This window comes from Amycolatopsis sp. NPDC041971 (genome assembly GCF_055588925.1).
Window position 1 is genome coordinate 13,420 of sequence record NZ_JBVJCE010000016.1, and the last position, 20,105, is coordinate 33,524.

Annotated in this window: 18 protein-coding genes; 11 read left to right on the top strand and 7 right to left on the bottom strand. The window is 68.9% G+C overall.

What is annotated here, in order from left to right:
• Positions 1-66 precede the first annotated feature (66 nt).
• Genes ACZ6DT_RS28030 through ACZ6DT_RS28045 form a run of 4 tightly spaced genes read left to right on the top strand, consistent with a single transcriptional unit; the run spans position 67 to position 3,777 of the window.
• Positions 67-1,428 carry an L-lactate MFS transporter gene (locus ACZ6DT_RS28030; RefSeq protein ID WP_465600616.1) on the top strand — a complete coding sequence of 454 codons (1,362 nt, stop codon included), beginning with the start codon at positions 67-69 and terminating at the stop codon, positions 1,426-1,428.
• Positions 1,425-1,553 carry an MFS transporter small subunit gene (locus tag ACZ6DT_RS28035; RefSeq protein ID WP_465600619.1) on the top strand — a complete coding sequence of 43 codons (129 nt, stop codon included), beginning with the start codon at positions 1,425-1,427 and terminating at the stop codon, positions 1,551-1,553. Before ACZ6DT_RS28030 ends, ACZ6DT_RS28035 begins: the two co-directional genes overlap by 4 nt.
• 13 nt (positions 1,554-1,566) lie before the next feature.
• Positions 1,567-2,325, top strand: a complete 759-nt coding sequence (locus ACZ6DT_RS28040) for an SDR family NAD(P)-dependent oxidoreductase (protein WP_465600622.1) — start codon at positions 1,567-1,569, stop codon at positions 2,323-2,325.
• Positions 2,326-2,373: 48 nt separating this feature from the next.
• On the top strand, positions 2,374-3,777 hold the full coding sequence (locus tag ACZ6DT_RS28045) for an LCP family protein (protein ID WP_465600625.1): 1,404 nt from the start codon (positions 2,374-2,376) through the stop codon (positions 3,775-3,777).
• 3 nt (positions 3,778-3,780) lie between these two features.
• Here ACZ6DT_RS28045 and ACZ6DT_RS28050 read toward each other — a convergent pair whose 3' ends face one another.
• Genes ACZ6DT_RS28050 through ACZ6DT_RS28060 form a run of 3 tightly spaced genes read right to left on the bottom strand, consistent with a single transcriptional unit; the run spans position 3,781 to position 6,632 of the window.
• Positions 3,781-6,087 carry an FdhF/YdeP family oxidoreductase gene (locus tag ACZ6DT_RS28050; protein ID WP_465600628.1) on the bottom strand — a complete coding sequence of 769 codons (2,307 nt, stop codon included), beginning with the start codon at positions 6,085-6,087 and terminating at the stop codon, positions 3,781-3,783.
• Positions 6,088-6,131: 44 nt separating this feature from the next.
• A complete protein-coding gene (locus tag ACZ6DT_RS28055; RefSeq protein WP_465600631.1) occupies positions 6,132-6,458 on the bottom strand; it encodes a hypothetical protein in 327 nt (108 codons plus the stop codon).
• A 30-nt stretch (positions 6,459-6,488) separates the two neighbouring features.
• On the bottom strand, positions 6,489-6,632 hold the full coding sequence (locus tag ACZ6DT_RS28060; RefSeq protein ID WP_465600633.1) for a hypothetical protein: 144 nt from the start codon (positions 6,630-6,632) through the stop codon (positions 6,489-6,491).
• 147 nt (positions 6,633-6,779) lie between these two features.
• Between ACZ6DT_RS28060 and ACZ6DT_RS28065 the strand changes: the two genes are divergently transcribed.
• Positions 6,780-9,413, top strand: coding sequence for a valine--tRNA ligase (locus ACZ6DT_RS28065; protein ID WP_465600636.1), 2,634 nt, complete (start codon positions 6,780-6,782; stop codon positions 9,411-9,413).
• Positions 9,414-9,473: 60 nt separating this feature from the next.
• On the opposite strand, the gene ACZ6DT_RS28070 is transcribed toward ACZ6DT_RS28065, so the two are convergent.
• Both ACZ6DT_RS28070 and ACZ6DT_RS28075 read right to left on the bottom strand, forming a co-directional pair.
• Positions 9,474-10,349 carry an SGNH/GDSL hydrolase family protein gene (locus tag ACZ6DT_RS28070; RefSeq protein ID WP_465600639.1) on the bottom strand — a complete coding sequence of 292 codons (876 nt, stop codon included), beginning with the start codon at positions 10,347-10,349 and terminating at the stop codon, positions 9,474-9,476.
• 91 nt (positions 10,350-10,440) lie between these two features.
• Entirely contained in the window at positions 10,441-11,073 is a 633-nt protein-coding gene (locus ACZ6DT_RS28075) for a class I SAM-dependent methyltransferase (RefSeq protein WP_465600642.1), read from the bottom strand.
• 70 nt (positions 11,074-11,143) lie between these two features.
• Between ACZ6DT_RS28075 and folC the strand changes: the two genes are divergently transcribed.
• A complete protein-coding gene (folC, locus tag ACZ6DT_RS28080; RefSeq protein ID WP_465600644.1) occupies positions 11,144-12,820 on the top strand; it encodes a bifunctional tetrahydrofolate synthase/dihydrofolate synthase in 1,677 nt (558 codons plus the stop codon).
• Positions 12,817-13,215: a DUF4233 domain-containing protein gene (locus ACZ6DT_RS28085; RefSeq protein WP_465600647.1), complete on the top strand. Its 399-nt coding sequence runs from the start codon at positions 12,817-12,819 to the stop codon at positions 13,213-13,215. Before folC ends, ACZ6DT_RS28085 begins: the two co-directional genes overlap by 4 nt.
• A gap of 169 nt (positions 13,216-13,384) precedes the next feature.
• Here ACZ6DT_RS28085 and ACZ6DT_RS28090 read toward each other — a convergent pair whose 3' ends face one another.
• Positions 13,385-15,763, bottom strand: coding sequence for a penicillin acylase family protein (locus ACZ6DT_RS28090; RefSeq protein ID WP_465600650.1), 2,379 nt, complete (start codon positions 15,761-15,763; stop codon positions 13,385-13,387).
• Between the two features lie 158 nt (positions 15,764-15,921).
• Here ACZ6DT_RS28090 and ACZ6DT_RS28095 point away from each other — a divergent pair, with 158 nt between their 5' ends.
• Entirely contained in the window at positions 15,922-17,478 is a 1,557-nt protein-coding gene (locus tag ACZ6DT_RS28095; protein WP_465600653.1) for an alkaline phosphatase D family protein, read from the top strand.
• On the opposite strand, the gene ACZ6DT_RS28100 is transcribed toward ACZ6DT_RS28095, so the two are convergent.
• The gene (locus tag ACZ6DT_RS28100) at positions 17,432-18,325 is read right to left on the bottom strand and encodes an NAD(P)-dependent oxidoreductase (protein ID WP_465600656.1); all 894 of its coding nucleotides are present in this window, start codon (positions 18,323-18,325) and stop codon (positions 17,432-17,434) included. The two genes, ACZ6DT_RS28095 and ACZ6DT_RS28100, sit on opposite strands and share 47 nt — an antisense overlap.
• 112 nt (positions 18,326-18,437) lie before the next feature.
• Here ACZ6DT_RS28100 and ACZ6DT_RS28105 point away from each other — a divergent pair, with 112 nt between their 5' ends.
• From ACZ6DT_RS28105 to ACZ6DT_RS28115, 3 genes are all read left to right on the top strand, one after another.
• The gene (locus ACZ6DT_RS28105; RefSeq protein ID WP_465600658.1) at positions 18,438-18,785 is read left to right on the top strand and encodes a winged helix-turn-helix transcriptional regulator; all 348 of its coding nucleotides are present in this window, start codon (positions 18,438-18,440) and stop codon (positions 18,783-18,785) included.
• Positions 18,786-18,849: 64 nt separating this feature from the next.
• Positions 18,850-19,260, top strand: coding sequence for a nucleoside-diphosphate kinase (gene ndk, locus ACZ6DT_RS28110; protein ID WP_037310703.1), 411 nt, complete (start codon positions 18,850-18,852; stop codon positions 19,258-19,260).
• A gap of 54 nt (positions 19,261-19,314) precedes the next feature.
• Positions 19,315-20,058: a maleylpyruvate isomerase family mycothiol-dependent enzyme gene (locus tag ACZ6DT_RS28115; RefSeq protein ID WP_465600661.1), complete on the top strand. Its 744-nt coding sequence runs from the start codon at positions 19,315-19,317 to the stop codon at positions 20,056-20,058.
• Positions 20,059-20,105: the final 47 nt, after the last annotated feature.

Consider the following 20,105-nt stretch of genomic DNA (forward strand, 5'->3'; position numbering starts at 1 on the left):
GTACTGCAACGTCGGGAATTAAGTAATACATTCCCAGTGCACATCCACAGAGTACGGAGGCGCCGGATGGCTGTCGGCTTCCTGGACCGTTCCCGCATCGTCGCAGCACCGGGGTGGAGCCGCTGGCTGATACCTCCCGCCGCGCTGGCCGTGCACCTGTCGATCGGGCAGGCGTACGCGTGGAGTGTCTTCAAAGCGCCGCTGGAGAAGACCCTCGGGCTCACCGGCACGCAGAGCGCGCTCCCGTTCCAGCTCGGGATCGTGATGCTCGGGCTCTCGGCGGCCTTCGGCGGGACGCTGGTCGAGCGCAACGGGCCACGCTGGGCGATGTTCGTCTCGATGGTCTGCTTCAGCTCGGGCTTCCTGATCTCGGCACTGGGTGTCGCGACGTCGCAGTACTGGCTCGTCGTCCTCGGCTGGGGCGGGATCGGCGGCATCGGGCTCGGGATCGGCTACATCTCGCCGGTGTCGACGCTGATCAAATGGTTCCCCGACCGGCCGGGGATGGCCACCGGTATCGCGATCATGGGTTTCGGCGGCGGCGCGCTGATCGCCTCCCCGTGGTCGACGCAGATGCTGGGCGGCTCACCGTGGTCGATCGGGACGGTCGCGACGGCCTTCCTCGTACACGGCCTGGTCTACGCGGTCTTCATGAGCCTGGGCATCCTGCTGGTGCGAGTCCCGGCCGACGACTGGAAGCCGAAGGGCTGGACGCCGAAGACCGACCACGGCAACGCGATGATCACCACCGCGAACGTGTCGGCGCGCAACGCCATCAAGACGCCGCAGTTCTGGCTGCTCTGGGTGGTCCTGTGCTTCAACGTGACCGCGGGGATCGGCATCCTCGAGAAGGCGGCGCCGATGATCGCGGACTTCTTCCGTGAGACCTCGACACCGGTCGGCACCGCCGCCGCGGCCGGGTTCGTCGCGCTGCTCTCGCTGACCAACATGCTCGGCCGGTTCGTCTGGTCGTCCACTTCGGACCTGGTGGGGCGCAAGAACATCTCCCGCCTCTATCTCGGTGTCGGCGCGCTGCTGTACCTGGTGATCGCGCTGACCACCAACGCTTCGAAGCTCGTGTTCGTCCTGTGCGCCATGGTGATCCTGTCCTTCTACGGCGGCGGCTTCGCGACCGTGCCGGCGTACTTGAAGGACCTCTTCGGCACCTACCAGGTGGGCGCGATCCACGGCAGGCTGCTGACCGCGTGGTCGATGGCGGGGGTGCTCGGGCCGCTCATCGTCAACGCCATCTCCGACAGCCAGAAGGCGGCGGGCAAGGTCGGCCCCGACCTCTACACGACGTCGCTGTTCATCATGATCGGCCTGCTGGTGGTCGGTTTCGTCGCCAACGAGCTCGTGCGCCCGGTCGACCCGAAGTTCCACGAGCCGGCGTCGTCCGGCGAACCCGCGAGGAGTGCGGCCCGATGACCGAGCAGGCTCCCGATCGCCGCCGCACCGGGCTGATGGTCTTCGCGTGGCTGTGGGTCGCGCTCCCGTTCGCCTACGGTGTCTACGAACTGTTCCGCAAGGTGGTCCAGCTCTTCGGCGGCTGAGTAGGGTCGGCTCGTGGGAGTTCTGGTCACCGGGGCGTCGCGCGGCATCGGCCGGGCGATCGCGCGGGTCTTCGCGGAAAAGGGCGACCGTGTCGCCGTCCATTACGCCTCGAACCGGGAGGACGCCGAGCGGACGTTCGCCGGACTGCCGGGTTCCGGCCACGGACTGGTCCAGGGCGACCTCTCGGATCCCGAAGTGGCACAACGGGTCGCCGACGATGCCGAGGCGCTGGTCGGCGGGGTCGACGTCCTGGTGAACAACGCCGCCTACGCGCCTTCCGCGGCGGCGGCCCATCCCGTGGCCGAAGTGTCCTACGCGGACTGGCAGCGGGTCTGGCGGCGGATGGTCGACGTCAACCTGCTCGGCACCGCGAACGTGACCTACTGCGTGGCCCGGCACATGATCGAGCGCGGAGCGACGGGCCGGGTGGTCAACATCGGCTCGCGGGGTGCCTTCAAAGGCGAGCCCGAATTCCCGGCGTATGGCGCGAGCAAGGCCGCGCTGCACTCGCTCGGACAGTCGCTCGCCGTCGCCCTCGCCCCGCACGGGATCGCGGTGACCTCGGTCGCACCCGGGTTCACCGCCACGGACCGGGTCGCGCTCAAACTCGACGGCGCGAGCGGTGAGGTCCTGCGGGGCGAGAGCCCGTTCGGCCGGGTCGGCACCCCGGAGGAGGTCGCGGCGGCGGTGCTCTATCTCGCCTCCGCCGAGGCCGCCTGGGCGTCCGGCGCGATCCTCGACCTGAACGGCGCGTCGCATCTGCGGATGTGAAGTGGCTCACTCATGCAGCATCGACGGCTTCCAGTGCGTCTCAGGGATGTGCACAAGCTGGGGAAGGTCCTGGTCGCCGCGCTCGCGGTGGCGGTGTTCGGCGGGACCGCGTACGGATACACGACGCTGAGTTCGCTGGACGGCGTCACCCGTGAAGACGTGATCGACGCTCCGGAGCCGGGCGAACAGCCCGCCGACGGTTCGCTGGACATCCTGCTGGTCGGCCGCGATTCGCGGTCCGACAACCAGGGCAGGCCGCTGGCCCCGGAGGTGCTGCGGGAACTGCGGGTGGGCGCGAACGGCGACGACCTGACGGACACGCTCATCGTGCTCCGCATCCCCAACGGGCAGCAGGCCGTGAAGGCCTTCTCGATCCCGCGCGACTCCTGGGTCGCGCAGCCGGGGCAGAAGGACAAGAGCAAGATCAATGAGATCTTCGGCCGCGCCAAGTTCGCCTCGGCGAGTGAGCAGCGCGCGGCGGGCAAGACCGACAAGGCGGAAATCGAAAAGCAGGCGGTCACCGCCGCGCGGAAGGCGACCTTGAAGGCCGTCGAGGAACTCGCCGGGATCAAGATCGACCACTTCGCCGAGGTCAACCTGCTGAGCTTCTACGAGATCAGCAAGGCCGTCGGCGGGGTCGAGGTCTGCCTGAACAAGGCGACCAAGGACCGCGAATCCGGCGCGGACTTCCCCGCCGGACGGCAGACGATCCAGGGCGCCGACGCGCTCGCCTTCGTCCGCCAGCGCAAGAACCTGCCCCGCAGCGACCTCGACCGCGTGCGCCGCCAGCAGGTGTTCCTCGCCGGACTGGCGAAGCAGACCCTTTCCGCCGGCACGCTGGCGAACCCGGCCCGCGTCTCCGAACTGATCGACGCGGTGAAGCGTTCGGTCGTCCTCGACGGTTCTTGGGACCTGCTCGACTTCGTCCGGCAGATGCGCGGGGTCTCCGGCGGCGGCATCGCCTTCGAGACGATCCCGGTGGTCAACCCCGACTACCGCTACGACCCACGGCATCCGACCTGGACCGCCGTGCAGGTGGACCCAGCCCAGGTGCGCGCGTTCGCCGCCTCGCTGATCGGCGCCCAGCCCACGCCGTCGTCCCAGGCGCCCGCCGGCCCCAAGGTCGACGTCGTCAACGCCAGCGGCAAGGAAGGTCTCGCCGCTCGCGTTTCGGATCTCCTGGTGGAGAAGGGATTCGGCAAGGGCGACACGAAGGCCGAGGCCGGACGGCGGACCTCCGTCGTCCGCCATGGCGACGCGGCCGGACCCGCGGCGGAGATCGCGAAACTGCTCGGCGGACTGGACGTCCAGAAAGCCGATTCCGTCGCGGCGGGAACCATCGAGGTCGTCCTCGGCCAGGTCTACAAAGGACCGGGTGTGTCGGCGGGCGGGGGAGCGCCCGGTCAGGGCGACCAGCCGATCACCCCCGACAGCGCCGGATGCATCGACTGATCCTCAGGACACCGGCTCCAGCCGCACCACGATCGCCTTCGACACCGGGGTGTTCGACTTGTCCGCCACCGAGTCCAGTGGCACCAAGGCGTTCGCCTCGGGGAAGTAGGCGGCCGCGCAGCCCCGTGCCGTCGGGTACGAGACCACCCGGAACCGCGGGGCCCGGCGGTCGCCGTCCCGCCATTCCGAGACGAGGTCGACCATCGCGCCGTCGGTCAGCCCGAGCGAGACCAGGTCTTCGGGATTGACCAGCACCACGCGCCGGGCGTCCTCGATCCCGCGGTAGCGGTCGGAAAGGCCGTAGATCGTGGTGTTGTACTGGTCGTGGCTGCGCATCGTCTGCAGCAGCAGCCTGCCTTCGGGCACCTGCGGATACTCGAGTTGGGAGACGGTGAAGTTCGCCTTGCCGTTGGCGGTTCCGTTGAACTGCCGGGAATCGCGCGGCGCGTGCGGCAGGACGAAGCCGTCGGGCTCGCGCACCCGGGCGTTGTAGTCGTGGCAACCGGGGACGACGCGGGCGATCCGGTCGCGGATGAGGTCGTAGTCGGCGTGGAAATCCCGCCACGGCACGGCATGCCCGGGACCGAACAGCGTTTCCGCGAGATGACAGATGATCGCGACCTCGGAGAGCAGCCGGTCACTGGCCGGAGCCAGCCTGCCGCGTGAGGTGTGCACCTGCGACATCGAGTCCTCGACGGTGACGAACTGCTCGCCACCGGCCTGGACGTCGCGTTCGGTGCGGCCGAGGGTGGGCAGGATCAGCGCTGTCTTGCCGGGGACGACGTGGGAGCGGTTGAGCTTCGTCGACACGTGCGCGGTCAGCGAGCACGACTTGAGCGCCTTCTCGGTCAGCTCCGTGTCCGGGGTGGCGGAGGCGAAGTTCCCGCCGACGGCGAAGAAGACCTTGCCCTTGCCGTCCCGCATCGCGCGGATCGCGGCGACCGTGTCGTGGCCGTGCTTTCGCGGGACCTTGATACCGAACTCGGCGTCGAGACCGTCCATGAAGGATTCCGGCATCTGCTCCCAGATGCCCATCGTCCGGTCGCCCTGGACGTTGGAGTGCCCGCGCACCGGGCACAGGCCCGCGCCCGGCTCGCCGATCATGCCGCGCACCAGTGCCAGGTTCGCGATCTCGGAGATCGTCTGCACCGCGTGCTTGTGCTGGGTCAGGCCCATCGCCCAGCAGTAGATGGTCCGCTCCGACGTCGCGATCATCCGTGCCAGCCGCTCGATCTGCTCACGCGGCAACCCGGTCGCGGCGCCGACCTCGGTCCAGTCGTTTTCCCGCAGATGCTTCGCGTAGTCCTCGAACCCTTCGGTGGACGACTCGACGAACGCGCGGTCGACGATCGTGCCGGGGGTCTCCTGCTCCCACTTCAGCAGCAGATGACCGATCGCCTGGAACAGCGCGAGGTCGCCGCCGAGCCGGATCTGCGCGAACTCGTCGGCCAGCGGGGTCCCCTTGCCGATCACGCCACGGACGTTCTGCGGGTTCTTGAACCGCATCAGGCCGGCTTCGGGCAGCGGGTTGACCGCCATGATCTTGGCGCCGTTGCCCTTGGCCTCCTCCAGCGCGGAGAGCATGCGCGGATGGTTGGTGCCGGGGTTCTGGCCGACGACCACGATCAGGTCCGCCTTGTGGATGTCGGCGAGCGACACCGAGCCCTTGCCGATCCCGGTCGTGGCCGCGAGCGCCGCGCCGGACGACTCATGGCACATGTTGGAGCAGTCCGGGAGGTTGTTGGTGCCGTAGGACCGCACGAGCAGCTGGTAGAGGAACGCGGCCTCGTTGCTGGTGCGGCCGGAGGTGTAGAAGATCGCCTCGTCGGGACTTCGCAGCGCGCGTAGCTCGTCCGCGACCAGGGTGAAGGCGTCGTCCCAGGAGATCGGCTCGTAGTGCGAAGCCCCTTCGCGCAGGACGAACGGCTCGGTGATGCGGCCCTGCTGACCGAGCCAGAAGTCCGTCTTGTCCGCGAGATCGCGGATGGAGTGCTCGGCGAAGAACTCGCGGCCGGCCCGGCGTTTCGTCGCCTCTTCGGCGACGGCCTTCGCGCCGTTCTCGCAGAACTCCGCGAGCTTGCGGTGCTCGCCGTCGACCTCGCGAGGCTCCGGCCAGGCACAACCGGGACAGTCGAAACCGTCACGCTGGTTCAGCAGGCGCAGCGTCTTCACCGTGCGCGCGGCGCCCATCTGCTCCATGCCGCGCTTCAGTGAGACGGCGACCCCGGGGATCCCGGCCGCCCAGCTCTTCGGTTTCCCGACTTCGAGCTGTGTCTCGTCAACGTCGTTCGCGGGTGCTTCGCGGGTCATGAACCCATCGTGCGCCTTGCGGCTCCCGCGCGCGACCGAGGGGGTCAGGCGTCGGTGACGAGCCGGGTGATCTGCGATTCGTCCAGCGGGAACCAGGGCGTCTCGTTGACGCCGCGCTCCTGCACCGCGTTCACCGTCACCGCGGCCACGACCAGCACGATCAGGCCGGCGATCGCGGCGATCCCCGGCCACCGGCTCGAACCCGGCTCGCGGTAGCCGCCACCGGAGGCCGCGGCCGCCTTGCGCTGCTTACGGCGCTTTTTCTTGAGCTCCTTTTTCGCACCCAGCCAGGCGTCCAGTTCGGCGTGTTTCTGCCAGTTCGGGTCGACCAGGTCCGGGTGGGTCTCGATCCGCCGGTCCTCTTCGTCCATCTCGGTCCTCTTCCCCAGGGTTTCGGCCCGCTACCCGCAGGTGTCCGGCGACGGCAGGGGTTTCGTCGGGTCGTAGGCAGCGGCATCGTCGCCGACGGGTACGCCGACGACCGGTCTGTCCTTGTCAGCGTACTGGGCCGCGAGGACGCCCGTCTTGACCGCGTCACAGGCCACGCGTGACTTGTAGCTCGCGCCGTCCCCGAAACTCAGCCCGGCGTCGGCCTTGCCCCGGTGCGTGACGACATCCCCTCATCGGCTGGGAGCGGCGGGCGTTACGGCCGGTGAGGAACTCGCTAGAGGGGGTTCGTAGACTTGTCAACTGTGACCGAGAACGCCCAGCCGCAGCAGACCGACCTTCCGGGTGCCTGGAACCCGGCCGACGAAGAAGCCTCGCTCTATCAGCGTTGCATAGACGCCGGCTACTTCACGGCCGACCCCACGTCGGACAAGCCGCCGTTCACGGTAGTCATCCCGCCTCCGAACGTGACCGGTTCGCTGCACATCGGGCACGCGTTCGAGCACACCCTGATCGACGCCATCACCCGCTATCACCGCATGCTCGGCGACGAGACGCTGTACCTGCCGGGTATGGACCACGCGAGCATCGCGGTCCACGCGCTGGTCGAGAAGCAGCTCCGCGCCGAGGGCACCAGCCGCCGCGAGCTCGGCCGTGAGGCCTTCGTCGAGCGTGTCTGGCAGTGGAAGAACGAGCACGGCGGCAAGATCCTCGCCCAGATGAAGCGCCTTGGCGAGGGTGTCGACTGGTCCCGCGAGCGGTTCACCATGGACGACGGCCTGTCCAAGGCCGTCAACACGATCTTCAAGAAGCTCTACGACGACGGCCTGATCTACCGCGCCGAGCGGCTGGTCAACTGGTCGCCGGAGCTGCGGTCGGTGCTGTCCGACGCCGAGGTCAAGCACGAAGAGGTCGAGGGCGAACTCGTCTCCATGCGCTACGGCGACGGCGAGAACGCGATCGTCGTGGCCACCACCCGGATGGAGACGATGCTCGGCGACACCGCCGTCGCGGTCCACCCGGACGACGAGCGCTACACGCACCTCATCGGCACCGAGGTCGAGCTTCCGCTGACCGGGCGCAAGATCCCGATCGTCGCGGACAAGCACGTGGACCCGGAGTTCGGCACCGGCGCGGTCAAGGTGACCCCCGCGCACGATCCGAACGACTTCGAGATCGGCCAGCGGCACGACCTGCCGATGATCACGATCATGGACGAGCAGGGCCGCATCGACGGCACCGGCACGGAATTCGACGGCATGGACCGCTTCGAGGCCCGTGTCGCGGTGCGGGAGAAGCTGCGTGAGCAGGGCCGCATCGTCGCGGAGAAGCGTCCGTACCTGCACAGCGTCGGGCACTCCGAGCGGTCGAAGGAGCCGATCGAGCCGCGGCTTTCGCTGCAGTGGTTCGTCAAGGTCGGCCCCCTCGCGAAGGCCGCCGGTGACGCGGTGCGCGACGGCCGGGTGAACGTCCACCCGGCAGAGATGGAGAAGCGCTACTTCGACTGGGTCGACAACCTGCACGACTGGTGCATCTCGCGTCAGCTTTGGTGGGGCCACCGCATCCCGGTCTGGTACGGCCCGAACGACGAGGTCGTCTGCGTCGGACCGGACGAGGAGCCGCCCACGGGCGAGGGCTGGACCCAGGACCCGGACGTGCTCGACACCTGGTTCTCCTCGGGCCTCTGGCCGTTCTCCACCCTCGGCTGGCCGGAGAAGACGCCGGACCTCACCAAGTTCTATCCGACGTCGGTGCTGGTCACCGGTTACGACATCCTGTTCTTCTGGGTCGTGCGGATGATGATGTTCGGCCTCTACGCCACCGGCGAAGCGCCGTTCAAGACCATCGCACTGCACGGCATGGTCCGGGACCAGTTCGGCAAGAAGATGTCGAAGACCGCGGGCAACGGTGTCGACCCCATCGAGTGGATGGACCGCTACGGCACCGACGCGCTGCGCTTCACCCTCACCCGCGGCGCCAACCCGGGCACCGACGTGCCGATCGGCGAGGAATGGGTCGCGGGCTCCCGGAACTTCACCACGAAGCTCTGGAACGCCACCAAGTTCGCGATGATGAACGGCGCGGACGCGAACGCCCCGCTGCCCGCTCCCGAGCAGCTCACCGAGGCCGACCGCTGGATCCTCGGCAGGCTCGGCAACGTCGTCGACGAGGTCACCGGCTACCTGGCGGACTACCAGTTCGCCAAGGCCACCGACACGCTCTACCAGTTCACCTGGACCGAGTTGTGCGACTGGTACCTGGAGCTGTCGAAGGTCCAGGTCTTCCAGGGCGACGAAGCCCGCGTGACGGCGACCCGCGCGGTGCTGGGGCACGTGTTCGACACGGTGCTGAAGCTGCTGCACCCGTTCATCCCGTTCATCACCGAGAAGCTGTGGACGGCGCTGACCGGCCGTGAGTCGCTGGTGATCGCCCCGTGGCCGGTGGCGGACTCCTCATACGCCGACGCCGTGGCGGACAAGCGGATCGCGGACGTGCGGAAGCTGGTCACCGAAGTCCGCCGGTTCCGCGCGGACCAGGGCCTCAAGCCCAGCCAGAAGGTGGCCGCGCGGCTGTCCGGCGACGGGTTCGCCGAGCTCACCGGGCACGACGAGCCGATCCGCGCGCTGGTCCGGCTCACCCAGCCGGACGAGGGTTTCGCGCCGAGCGCGTCACTCGAGGTCGGGCTGTCGGCCGGTGTCGTCACCGTCGAACTGGACCTGTCCGGCACGATCGACGTCGCCGCGGAGCGCAAGCGCTTGCAGAAGGACCTCGGCGCGGCGGAGAAGGAACTGGCGCAGGCCGAAGCCAAACTCGGCAACCAGGCCTTCATCGACAAGGCGCCGGAGCCGGTGATCGGCAAGATCCGGGCCCGCCAGGAGACCGCGGTGGCCGACATCGAGCGCATCAACGCCCGGTTGGCGACGCTGCCCGCCTCCTGACGAACGCTATGAACGGTCCGTTCCTCGCAAAATTTGCGAGGAACGGACCGTTCCTCGCATTCAGCGAAGGTGACGGAGGACCACTCCGGCCACCCCCGCCATCCCGGTGCGGTACGGGTGGTACGCCGCCGCGGCGAGCAGTTTCGTGTGCTGCCCGTTGATCCACGCGGCACCGTTCGGCGCGCAGGCGTCATGTCCGGCGGACGGACCGAACGTGTCCACGAAGGTCGCCTTGCCGTCGGCGGCGACGGCCTTTTCGATCGCCGAGTTCAAGGCCTTCTCGACGTCGTTGAGCCAGGCGTAGTCGCCCTCGGCGAAGGGCAGGATCTTCGGGCAGTAGCCGGATTCCGGCGCGATCCGCGGGTAGCCGACGACGAGCACGTCGGCGCGTGGCGAACGAGCGTGGATCCCGGCCAGCACCTTCTCGACGTTCTTGCCGGTGTCGGCGATCTTGGCCTTGATGGTGTCGACGCCGCCGACGGTGAACCTGTCCCGGCACGGGCTCCCGGTGGGATCGCTCGCGCGCAGCGACGGGCAGGTGCCGACCAGCGTGCCGAAGACGCCGTGGTCGTTGCCGCCGATACCGACGGTGACCAGATCGGTGTTCGCGCGCAGGGCGCTGAACTGCGGCGGGTTGCTGCCGAGGGTCACCCGCTGCCGCTGCGTCATGTGGGTGGTGTCGGCGCCACCGCAGCTGATGTCGGTGAACGAGTGGACCCGCAGTGCCGAAGCGAGGATCGATGGGTAGTTCTGTGTCGACTTGCCGCAGAAGAGCGGGTCGAAGCGCGGGAGCGGAATGAGCGGTCCGGAGGTGTAGGAATCACCCAGCGCGACGTAATTCCGGTAGGACCGCTCGGCGGCGGTGGCCGCCGTGGCGGAGGCGATCAGCAGGACGACGGTCGAGACGGCCGCGAACAGGACACGTCTTAAGCGCATGAGAACCCCGATCTCCGGACTGGATGGCCTCTCAAAAATGAACCGGATCCGGCCTGCCTGGCGCCGCCGATCGGGTGGTCGAGCGCCGGTTTCACCCGCTCGGGTGGTCGTCTTCCGGCCTGCGGTAGACCAGGAGATAGCGATAGAAGAGCAGGTTCCGCACCTCGCCGCCCGGCAGCAGCCTGGCCGCGTCGCGCCGGACGCGGCTCATCGGCGGGAACGTCTCGGCGATCGGCGCCGTCGGCAGCGGATCGATCCCGCCGTTGAGCCGCTCGCCCGCGTACACGACCATCCTGGCCAGCGCGTTGACCGGCGACGCCACGACGGCGCGCGCGTAGTCGGCGAACGTGCTGGGTCTGCCGAGGCCGAGTACGGCCAGGACACCGCCGGGGACCAGTGCGTCCCGCAGCCTCGTGACCGTGTCGAACGGCACATGATGGAGCGACGCGAGGCAGGAGATGAAGTCGTACGCCCCCTCCGGCAGCTTCTCGGTGACGACGTCGGCCTGCCGGTACGAGATCGTGCCGGGCCCCGGTGAGCCGGCGGCGCGGGCGAGGTCGATCATCGAAGCGGACCGGTCGATCGCCTCGACGTGCATCCCGGTCGCCGCGAGCCGCCGAGCGAACCGTCCGCCGCCACAGCCCACCTCCAGCGCCACGCCCGGGCCGGGAGGCAGCTGGTCGAGCAGCAGCGGGTGGTAGTGGTCGTTGTGGTTGAACCCCATGCGTCGAGAGTGCCAGCAAAAGCCGCACGTAGACTCGGTCCGACAGGGAGTAAGGCTAAAAGGAGAGTTCGTGCCGCGAGGTGACGGCCGGGATTCCGAAGACTTCAAGGAATCCCCGGACCTGGCAGATCTGGACAGTTTCGCCGGTGTCGACGAATTGGGGGCACGCGCCCACGATCCGTCCGACGACACCGACCCGGATCTGGACGCACCCGACGCCGCGTACCAGGCGGGTGGCGGTGCCGGTGGCGGGATCGGCGGGATCGGGCAGCTGGGGGACAACCTCGCGCTCGGCCCCGTGCCGGACCTCGTCGCCCCGGAGGACGTGGAACTGCACGAACTGGACGACCAGGGCGACGAGTTCGCCCCGGCCGATCCCAACGGGCAGCAGGCACGCCGCGAACTGCTCGCCGTCGAGGCCGAGCTGAACCAGCGGTGGCCCGAGACCAAGATCGAGCCGTCCCTCGCGCGGATCGCGGCCCTGGTCAACCTCATGGGTGAACCGCACCGCGGCTACCCGGTGCTGCACGTCGCCGGGACCAACGGCAAGGGCTCGACCACCCGGATGATCGACGCGCTGCTGACCCGGATGGGCCTGCGCGTCGGCCGGTACACGAGCCCTCATCTGCAACTGGTCACCGAGCGGATCGCGCTCGACGGCGCCCCCATCTCCGCCGCCGCGTACGTCGACCTGTACCGCGATGTCGCGCCGTACGTGACCATGGTGGACAACGCGGGCGGACCCGACGCGGTGCCGATGAGCAAGTTCGAGGTGCTCACCGGGATGGCGTTCGCGGCCTTCGCCGACGCGCCCGTCGAAGCCGCGGTCGTCGAAACCGGCCTCGGTGGCTCCTGGGACGCCACGAACGTCGCGGACGGTGACGTCGCCGTCATCACACCGATCGGCGTCGACCACGTCGAGTACTTCGGCGGCACTCCGGCCAAGGCCGCGGTGGAGAAGGCCGGGATCATCAAGCCCGGCAGTGTCGCGGTCATCGCCGAGCAGGACCCCGAAGTGCAGAAGATCCTGCTGGAACGCGCCATCGAGGTCGACGCGAGCGTCGCCCGCGCGGGCAGTGAGTTCGGCGTGATGGAGCGCGAGATCGCCGTCGGCGGGCAGATGCTGAAGCTGCAAGGCCTCGGCGGGGTCTACGACGAGATCTTCCTGCCCCTGCACGGCGCGCACCAAGCGGCCAACGCCGCGCTCGCGCTGGCCGCCGTCGAAGCGTTCTTCGGGGCGGGCAAAGACAGGCAACTGGTCGTCGAAGCCGTCCGCGAGGCCTTCGCCGAGGTCGAGACCCCCGGCAGGCTGGAGCGCGTCCGCGCCGCGCCGACCGTACTGCTCGACGCCGCCCACAACCCGCACGGCGCCAAGGCACTCGCCACCACCGTCGCCGAGGAGTTCGCCTTCCGGCGCCTCGTCGCCGTGGTCGGTGTGATGGCCGAGAAGGACGTCCGCGGCATCCTGGACGTCCTCGAACCGGTCATCTCCGAGATCGTCGTCACCAAGAACTCGTCTCCGCGCGCGATGCCGCTCGACGAACTCAACGACATCGCCATCTCGATCTTCGGCGAAGACCGCGTCGTCGCCGAAGCGAGCCTGGACGCCGCGATCGAAACCGCCATCGGTCTCGTCGAGCAGAGCGACGACCCCGAGGAGCCCCTGGCGGGCGGCGGCGTGCTGGTCACCGGCTCGGTCGTCACCGCGGGCGAGGCCAGGACCCTGTTCGGTAAGGAGCCGGCGTGACCGACGAGACCCCGAAACCGCCCGCCAAGGACCCGATGAAGTCCTTCCGCGGCGTGATGGCCGGTTCCCTGATCATGGAGGGCATCACCGTCGCGCTCGCGCTGCCGGTGGTGGCGAAACTCGGCAGCGGCGTCGGCTCGCTCACCGGCTGGTCGGTGATCGTGATCGCGGTCGCGCTGATCGTGCTGTGCGGTTTCCTGAAGAAGCCCTGGTCGGTGCCCGCGGTGCTGGTGTTGCAGGTCGCGCTGATCGCGTTCTTCGTCGCGCTGCCCGCCGTGGCGATCCTCGGGGTGATCTTCCTCGGGATCTGGCTGTGGCTGCTGTGGCTGCGGCGGGACGTGGCGAGGCGGATGGCGGCCGGAACGCTGCCGAGTCAGCAGCAGCAACCGCAGTAGCGTTCTCCCGGGTTCGCAGCCACGGCGTAGGCGTCACTCACGTGATCGGAGACGGAACTCACGTGTCTGGATCCCGCACTCGCGAGTGCGGGGTCTGAGCACGCGAGTTCCGTCTCCGATCACGCGAGTTCCGTGTCTGATCACGCGAGTGCGGTGCCCGATCCCGCGCTCACCGCAGCCGCACCACCCGCAGTTCCGGTGACCTCGCGATATCAGCGGCGCAGAATCGCCCTCGCACCCAGCCGCCCTGCGAGTACAACCGCGTTTGGTCGGCGAAATGCGGTGAGGTGACGTCGGCCGACTGTGAGTACGTCATGATCGTCGAGACGTCCGGACAGGCCTTGCCGTTGAATCCGACCACCTGCACGTAACTGGATCCGTGCACGACCTCGTGGTTGCCCTTGGCCGGGTCCCACAGCGACGTGATCACGTTGAGCACGCCGAGGCCGCTCGGCCCGCCGTGGATCGGGATCCGCTGCCCGGCCCGTGTCACCGCCTGGTGATCGCCGAGTCTGCCGTCGACAGGGAGGCCGTTGGCGCGGAATTCCGCGAGCGTGTCGCCGAAAGCCTTTTGCACGTCGGGATTCCCGGTCGCGAGCGAATGCGGCGTCGTGACCGGGTGGTTCGGGTCGAAGGGGACCTGCCAGATGTTCCGAAGCCCGTTGAGCCGGTTTCTGAACCGCTCGAAGAAGAGCGCGCCGCGGCTGTCGAGCCGGAACGTGCGGTCCCAGGCCGAAAGTGTCGCGCAGGCGTTGCCGACCGGCACCGGCCCCGAGGTGGACGGAGCGTGGCCTCCCGGGAAGGCGGCGCACATCCTCGCCGTGTCGGCGGCCGCGAGTTCGGCGGTGCGGCTTCGATCGCGGTACAGCATTTCCTTCATCGACGACGGCGTGAAACCCTTGCCCGCCAAGCCTTCTTCCGTGGAGATCAGTGCTTCCCTTGTCCGGTCCGAGCGCTGTGTCCCGGTCGTGCCGACGATCCGGGGCAGTGGCGCGATCGGCGCGCGGGCGTTGGAGAGCCAGGCGCTGTCGTTGGCGTTGAGTTCGTAGTCGCGTCGCTGCTGCAGCGGCAGCCGGGACGGCGCGAACAGGCCGGGTTCCAAGGAGTCCGGGTCGGAACCCCAGTCGCATGAGGATTTCGAACCGTCCAGGATGGAAAGTCCGGTGCCGGGGAACAGCGCGCGGCCCAGCGGGGTGCCGCAGTTCGCCGCCCGATCGTCGGTGACGTGCGGGACGACCTGGATGTCGCTGTACAGCGCGTTGCCGCCCCGGTCGGCGGCGACGGTGTTGACCCACGGGACACCTTGGGTGTGCGCGAGTGCTGCGGCGACGTCCTTGGTACTGCGTGATCCGCTCAGTTCGAACCAGGTGTTCAGGGCACGCAGATTGCCCGCGTTCCCGTCTCGCAACGCGTGCGCGGACGTCGTCGTCCATGGCGTGGGCACGCCGAACGCCGATCCGATCACCTGGCCGTAACGCGTGCCGTAGAAGGTGCGGCCGACCTGCCGACGCTCGCCGTTCGGCTCCCGGACCTCGACCTCCACCTCGTGCGCGGTCATCTTCTCCGGTTTCCCGTCGACGAGGTACGTCATCGGGTCGCCGGGTGCCAGCGGTACCTCGAAGAGACCGAACGTGATGGCTGTCGACACGGTATGCGTCCACGCGACAGTGGAGTTGTGCCCGATCTGCGGCAGCGGGAGCCCGAGCAGGCTCCCGCCGGCGACGTCGAACCGGCCGGGAATGGTCAGCTGCGACTGCCAGAACCGGCGTCCGCCTTGCCACGGGTAGTGCGGGTTCCCGAGCAGCAGGCCGCCGCCGGACTGCGTTCCGTCGCCGCCGATGGCGATGCCATTGCTGCCGAGCTCACCCGACCCCATGACCTTGCGAAGGCCGTCGGCGATCTTCGGCGCCGACTCCGGGCCCGCGGCCGGAGAGTCCTTTGTGGACGGCGGCTGGGTGCGGGCCAGATCGGCCGCGAGAGCGCCTTGCCCGCCCACCGAAGAGGCGTACAAGTGCCGGTAGAAGTCCAGTTCGGTGATCGGCCGGACCCAGTCCGCGCCGCGGCACACCGGATCGGTGATCCGCCGCACGCCGGTCCGTTTCAGATATTCGTTGTACCCCGCGACGTATCCGGCCGCGAGTTCCCGGACCTCCGCCCGCGGCCCGTGCGGCGCGGGCTTCGCGAGCAGCCGTTCGAGCACACCGGAATCGTTGATCCGCTGGAAGTGCAGGTCGCTGTCGAGGTTGTTCTTCGCCTCGCTCAGCGCCGGGTTGCCCTGACCGCCCGGGCCGAGATGCGCGGACCGCCGGGCGGAGACCGTCAGATAGGTGTTCGCGAGTTCGCAGATGTTGTCCTTGGCCGCGGCGAACCCGTAGCCGTAGCCGAGCCCGTCGAAGTCCTTCGCGGCGATGTGCGGGATCCCGTACTCGGTGTACGCGATCACCGCCCTCGTGCGGCCCAGTTCGTCCGCCGACGAAACCCCTGTCATCAGGCTCGACGTCGCCAAAGCCGCGGTGAGCAGCACGAGACCACGTTGGAATCTTCGCATCGTTACCCCTCCGGATCGATCATCCCCGTGACCGAAACTACCGGCGTGGAGATCCGGGAAGCATCGGCCGAACGGTTGAGCCGGTCACCGTCCGTTCGTTCACCGCCGCGCAAACCGCCGTTGGCCCACCGGCCGTGGCCGCGGGATAGAACCGCGCCATGACCGCAACCCACCACCACCGCCGCACGCTGCTCAAGGCCGGTCTCACCGGCGCCGGAGCGATCGCGGGCGGCCTGCTCCTCCCGGCGACCGCGTCCGCGAACGCCGTCCCGCTGATCCGTCGTGACCGTCCGGTGCTCACGCACGGTGTCCAGTCCGGTGACGTCACCACCGGTTCCGGCATCGTCTGGTCGCGCGCCGACCGGCCCGCGCGGCTGATCGTGGAGGTCTCGAGGGACCCCTCGTTCCGGCACGCGCGCCGCGTGCGCGGGCCGGTGATGAGCCCGGAGACCGGCGGTACCGGCAAGATCCGTGTCGCCGGCCTGCCGCCGGGGACCGAGCTCCACTACCGCGTGACCGCGGAATCGCTCGACGGCCGGACGCACAGCGAGGCCGTCACCGGCCGGTTCGCCACCGCCCCGGTCGGCCGCTCCGACGTGCGCCTGGTGTGGTCCGGTGACGTCGCCGGGCAGAACTGGGGCATCAACCCCGAACGCGGCGGAATGACGATCTACCGCGCCATGGCCGACCGTCGCCCGGACCTGTTCCTCCACTGTGGAGACACGGTTTACGCCGACGCGCCGCTCACCGAGACCGTCGCGCTGCCCGGCGGGCGCGTGTGGCGCAACATCGTCACCCCGGAGAAGTCGAAGGTCGCCGAGACGCTCGACGAGTACCGCGGCCAGTTCGCCTACAACCTCCTCGACGACAACCTCAAACGGTTCACCGCGAACGTGCCGGCCTATGTCCAGTGGGACGATCACGAAGTCGTGAACAACTGGTACTCGGGTGAGATCCTCAACGACCGTCCCGAGTACACCGAGAAGCGGGTCGACGTGCTCGCCGCGCGGGCGTTCCAGGCGTTCCACGAATGGCATCCGATCGACCGGCGCCAGGCCGTCGACGGCCGCATCTACCGCAATTTCCGGCACGGCTCGCGCGCCGAGGTCTTCGTGCTGGACATGCGGACCTACAAGGACGCCAACACCGCCGACCAGACCAAACCGGGCCGGATCCTCGGCGACCGCCAGGCGCGCTGGCTCGTCGACGCGCTCGACCGCAGCACCGCCACCTGGAAGATCGTCCAGGCCGATCTCCCGATCGGTCTCACCGTCCCGGACGGCAAGGCGATCGAGGGCGTCGCCAACGGCCTGCCCGGCGCCCCCGGCGGCCGTGAGACCGAGCTTGCCTGGGTACTGCGGGAGATCTCGCGGCGCCGGGTGCGCAACGTCGTCTGGCTGACCGCCGACGTGCACTACACCGCGGCGCACCACTACTCGCCGGATCGCGCGTCCTTCACCGATTTCGACCCGTTCTGGGAGTTCGTCTCCGGACCGCTCAACGCCGGCGCGTTCGGCCCGAACACCCTCGACCCGACCTTCGGGCCGGAAGCGGTGTTCGTGCACGCCCCGCCCGCCGCGAACACCTCGCCCGCCGACGGTTTCCAGCACTTCGGTGAGGTGAACATCGACGGACGGAGCGGTGCGCTCACTGTCGACCTGAGGGACGCTACGGGTGCTTCTCTGTGGTCGAAGACCCTGCGGCCCCAACGCTGAGCAGTTCCGTCAGGACCGCGATGCTGCGGTCCCCGTACCCGGCCTCGGCGGCTCGCCGCACGAGGTCGTGCATCGGGAGCTGCCAGCCGACGTCGACGCCTTCCTCGGCCAGCCCGAGGTCGGCGGCGGCACCGGCGTGGAAGATGTCCACCGAGGAGGCGGGATTCGAGTAGTCGCCGCTGTCGATTTCCCTGGCGAGCATCGGAAGCACCGAGATGATCATCTCGAACCACTTGGTGGCGTACGGCAGGAGCGTCTCGGCTTCGAGTCCGCGCGACCGCAGCGCGGCGGCACCCTGGAAGAACCCGATCAGCGCGGGCAACAGGGTGCCGCCGACGGCCGTTTCGTACAGTGCCGCGAGGTCGTTTTCTTCGCCGAGGTGGACGGTGTCGCCGCCCAGCACCCGCAACGTTTCCAGGTACTCGTCGAAGACGGTCTTGTCGCCGCCGTAGTACAGCAGCGTGTCGGGCGCGCCCACGGCCGACGGCACGTTCTTGATCGCGCCGTCGAGGAACCGCGCGCCCCGGCTCGTCGCCCATTCGGCCATCCGGCGCGCTTCCGCCGGTGATCCGCTGTTCAAGGTGACCAAAGCGCGTCCGGTCAAGGAAACCGGTGCCAAGGCCGCGAAGGTGGCCTCGTAGGTGGTCAGGCAGGCGATGGTCAACGGGCTCGCCCGCACCGCCTCTTCGGCCGTCACGGCCCGCCGCGCTCCCCGCGCGACAAGGGGATCGGCCTTCGCGGCCGTCCTGTTCCACACGGTGGTCGGATGCCCGGCGGCGAGGAACGCGCCCGCCAGGGCCGAACCCATCGAACCGAGGCCCAGGACGGTCACCGGCGTCTTCGGCATTTTTCGCTCCAGTCAAAGGAAATCTTCGGGATGGCTCCATGCTGGACGATCGCGTACATTCCCTCAAGTACCTACTATTTTGCCGGGTACTGACAAAAAGGTATGTGAAGCGATGACCAAGAACCGGACGTTCACCTGCGGCCTCGACGCCGCGGTCGCCGTCATGGGCGGCAAATGGAAAGGTCTCATCCTGTTCGCGCTCCAGGACGGGCCGCTGCGCTTCGGGGAGCTGAGGCGTGCGGTGCCCGGCATCAGCGAACGGGTGCTGATCCTGCAACTGCGCGAGATGGAGACCACCGGACTGCTGCATCGCGAGGTGTACCACCAGGTCCCGCCGAAGGTGGAGTACTCGCTGACCGCGTTCGGGGATTCCCTCAATACGGCCATGGCCGTATTGGGGGAGTGGGGCGAGGAGCACCTCGAGCGCATCGAGGCCATTCCCTGGTCCGACGTGAAGTGAGCGGTGAAGCACCCAGTAGGCTCCGGGCGAATAGCACGAAACCCACCCAAGGAGAAATACCGCCGTGACTGAACGCACGCTGGTCCTCGTCAAGCCCGATGGCGTCGCGCGCGGCCTCGTCGGCGAGGTCATCTCGCGCATCGAGCGCAAGGGCCTGAAGCTCGCCGCCCTCGAACTGCGCACCGTCGAGCGCTCGGTCGCCGAGGAGCACTACGCCGAGCACAAGGAGCGCCCGTTCTTCGGCGACCTCCTCGAGTTCATCACCTCGGGTCCGCTGGTCGCGATCGCCGTCGAGGGCCCGCGCGCCATCGCCGCCTTCCGTCAGCTCGCCGGCGGCACCGACCCGGTCGAGAAGGCCACCCCTGGCACCCTGCGCGGCGACTTCGCGCTGGAGACCCAGTACAACCTGGTGCACGGTTCGGACTCCCCGGAGTCGGCCGAGCGCGAGCTCAAGCTCTGGTTCCCCGAGGTCTGACACACTCGTGGACGGCGCGGGATCGCCGCGCCGTCCACGGATCGGGGAGCCTTGATGACACCGGACGAGTACCTGGAACGGCTTCGGGAACTCACCACCGGTTTCGCGCGGGTGGCGCGCACCGGGGACCACGCAGCGCCCGTGCCGTGCTGCGGCGATTGGCGCCTGCGTGACCTGGTCGCCCACCTCGGCAACGTGCATCGCTGGGCGGCCGGGATCGTGCGCACCGGCGACCCCGCACAGCAGATCTTCGAAGCCGAACCGGGCGCGGATCTCGCCGCCTGGTACGGCGAAAGCGCGGACGACCTCATCGAGGCGTTGCGCGGGGCTTCCCCGCAAGACGGCGCCTGGAACTTCACCGCCGCCGCCAAGACCAAGGCCTTCTGGTTCCGCCGCCAGGTCCACGAGACCGCGGTGCACCTGCTCGACGCGCACCGCGCGGCAGGGACCGAGTACACCCTCGACCCGTCCGTCGCCGCCGATGGCGTGGACGAGGTCCTCCTCGGCATGCTGCCGAAGGTGAAGCGCTGGCACACCCCGCCCGTGGTCACCGTTCCGTTGCTGCTGAAGACATCCGATACCGGACACGCCTGGTTGATCACACCGCCGGGCGAAAGCGACGTCCCCGGTTCGCGAGCGGCCGATCCCGCCGAAGCCGCGGACGCCGTCGTCGAAGGACCCGCGGAAGGGCTGGACTTGCTGCTGTGGCAACGAGTCGGGCTCGCCGCGTCGGGCCTTCGGATCACTGGCGAGGTCGCGGCGGCGGAGACGTTCCTCGCGGGGCCTTTCACGCCCTGACCTTCGGCGCCCTACGCCGTTCGGTTCACGTTCACCTCCGGGTCTTC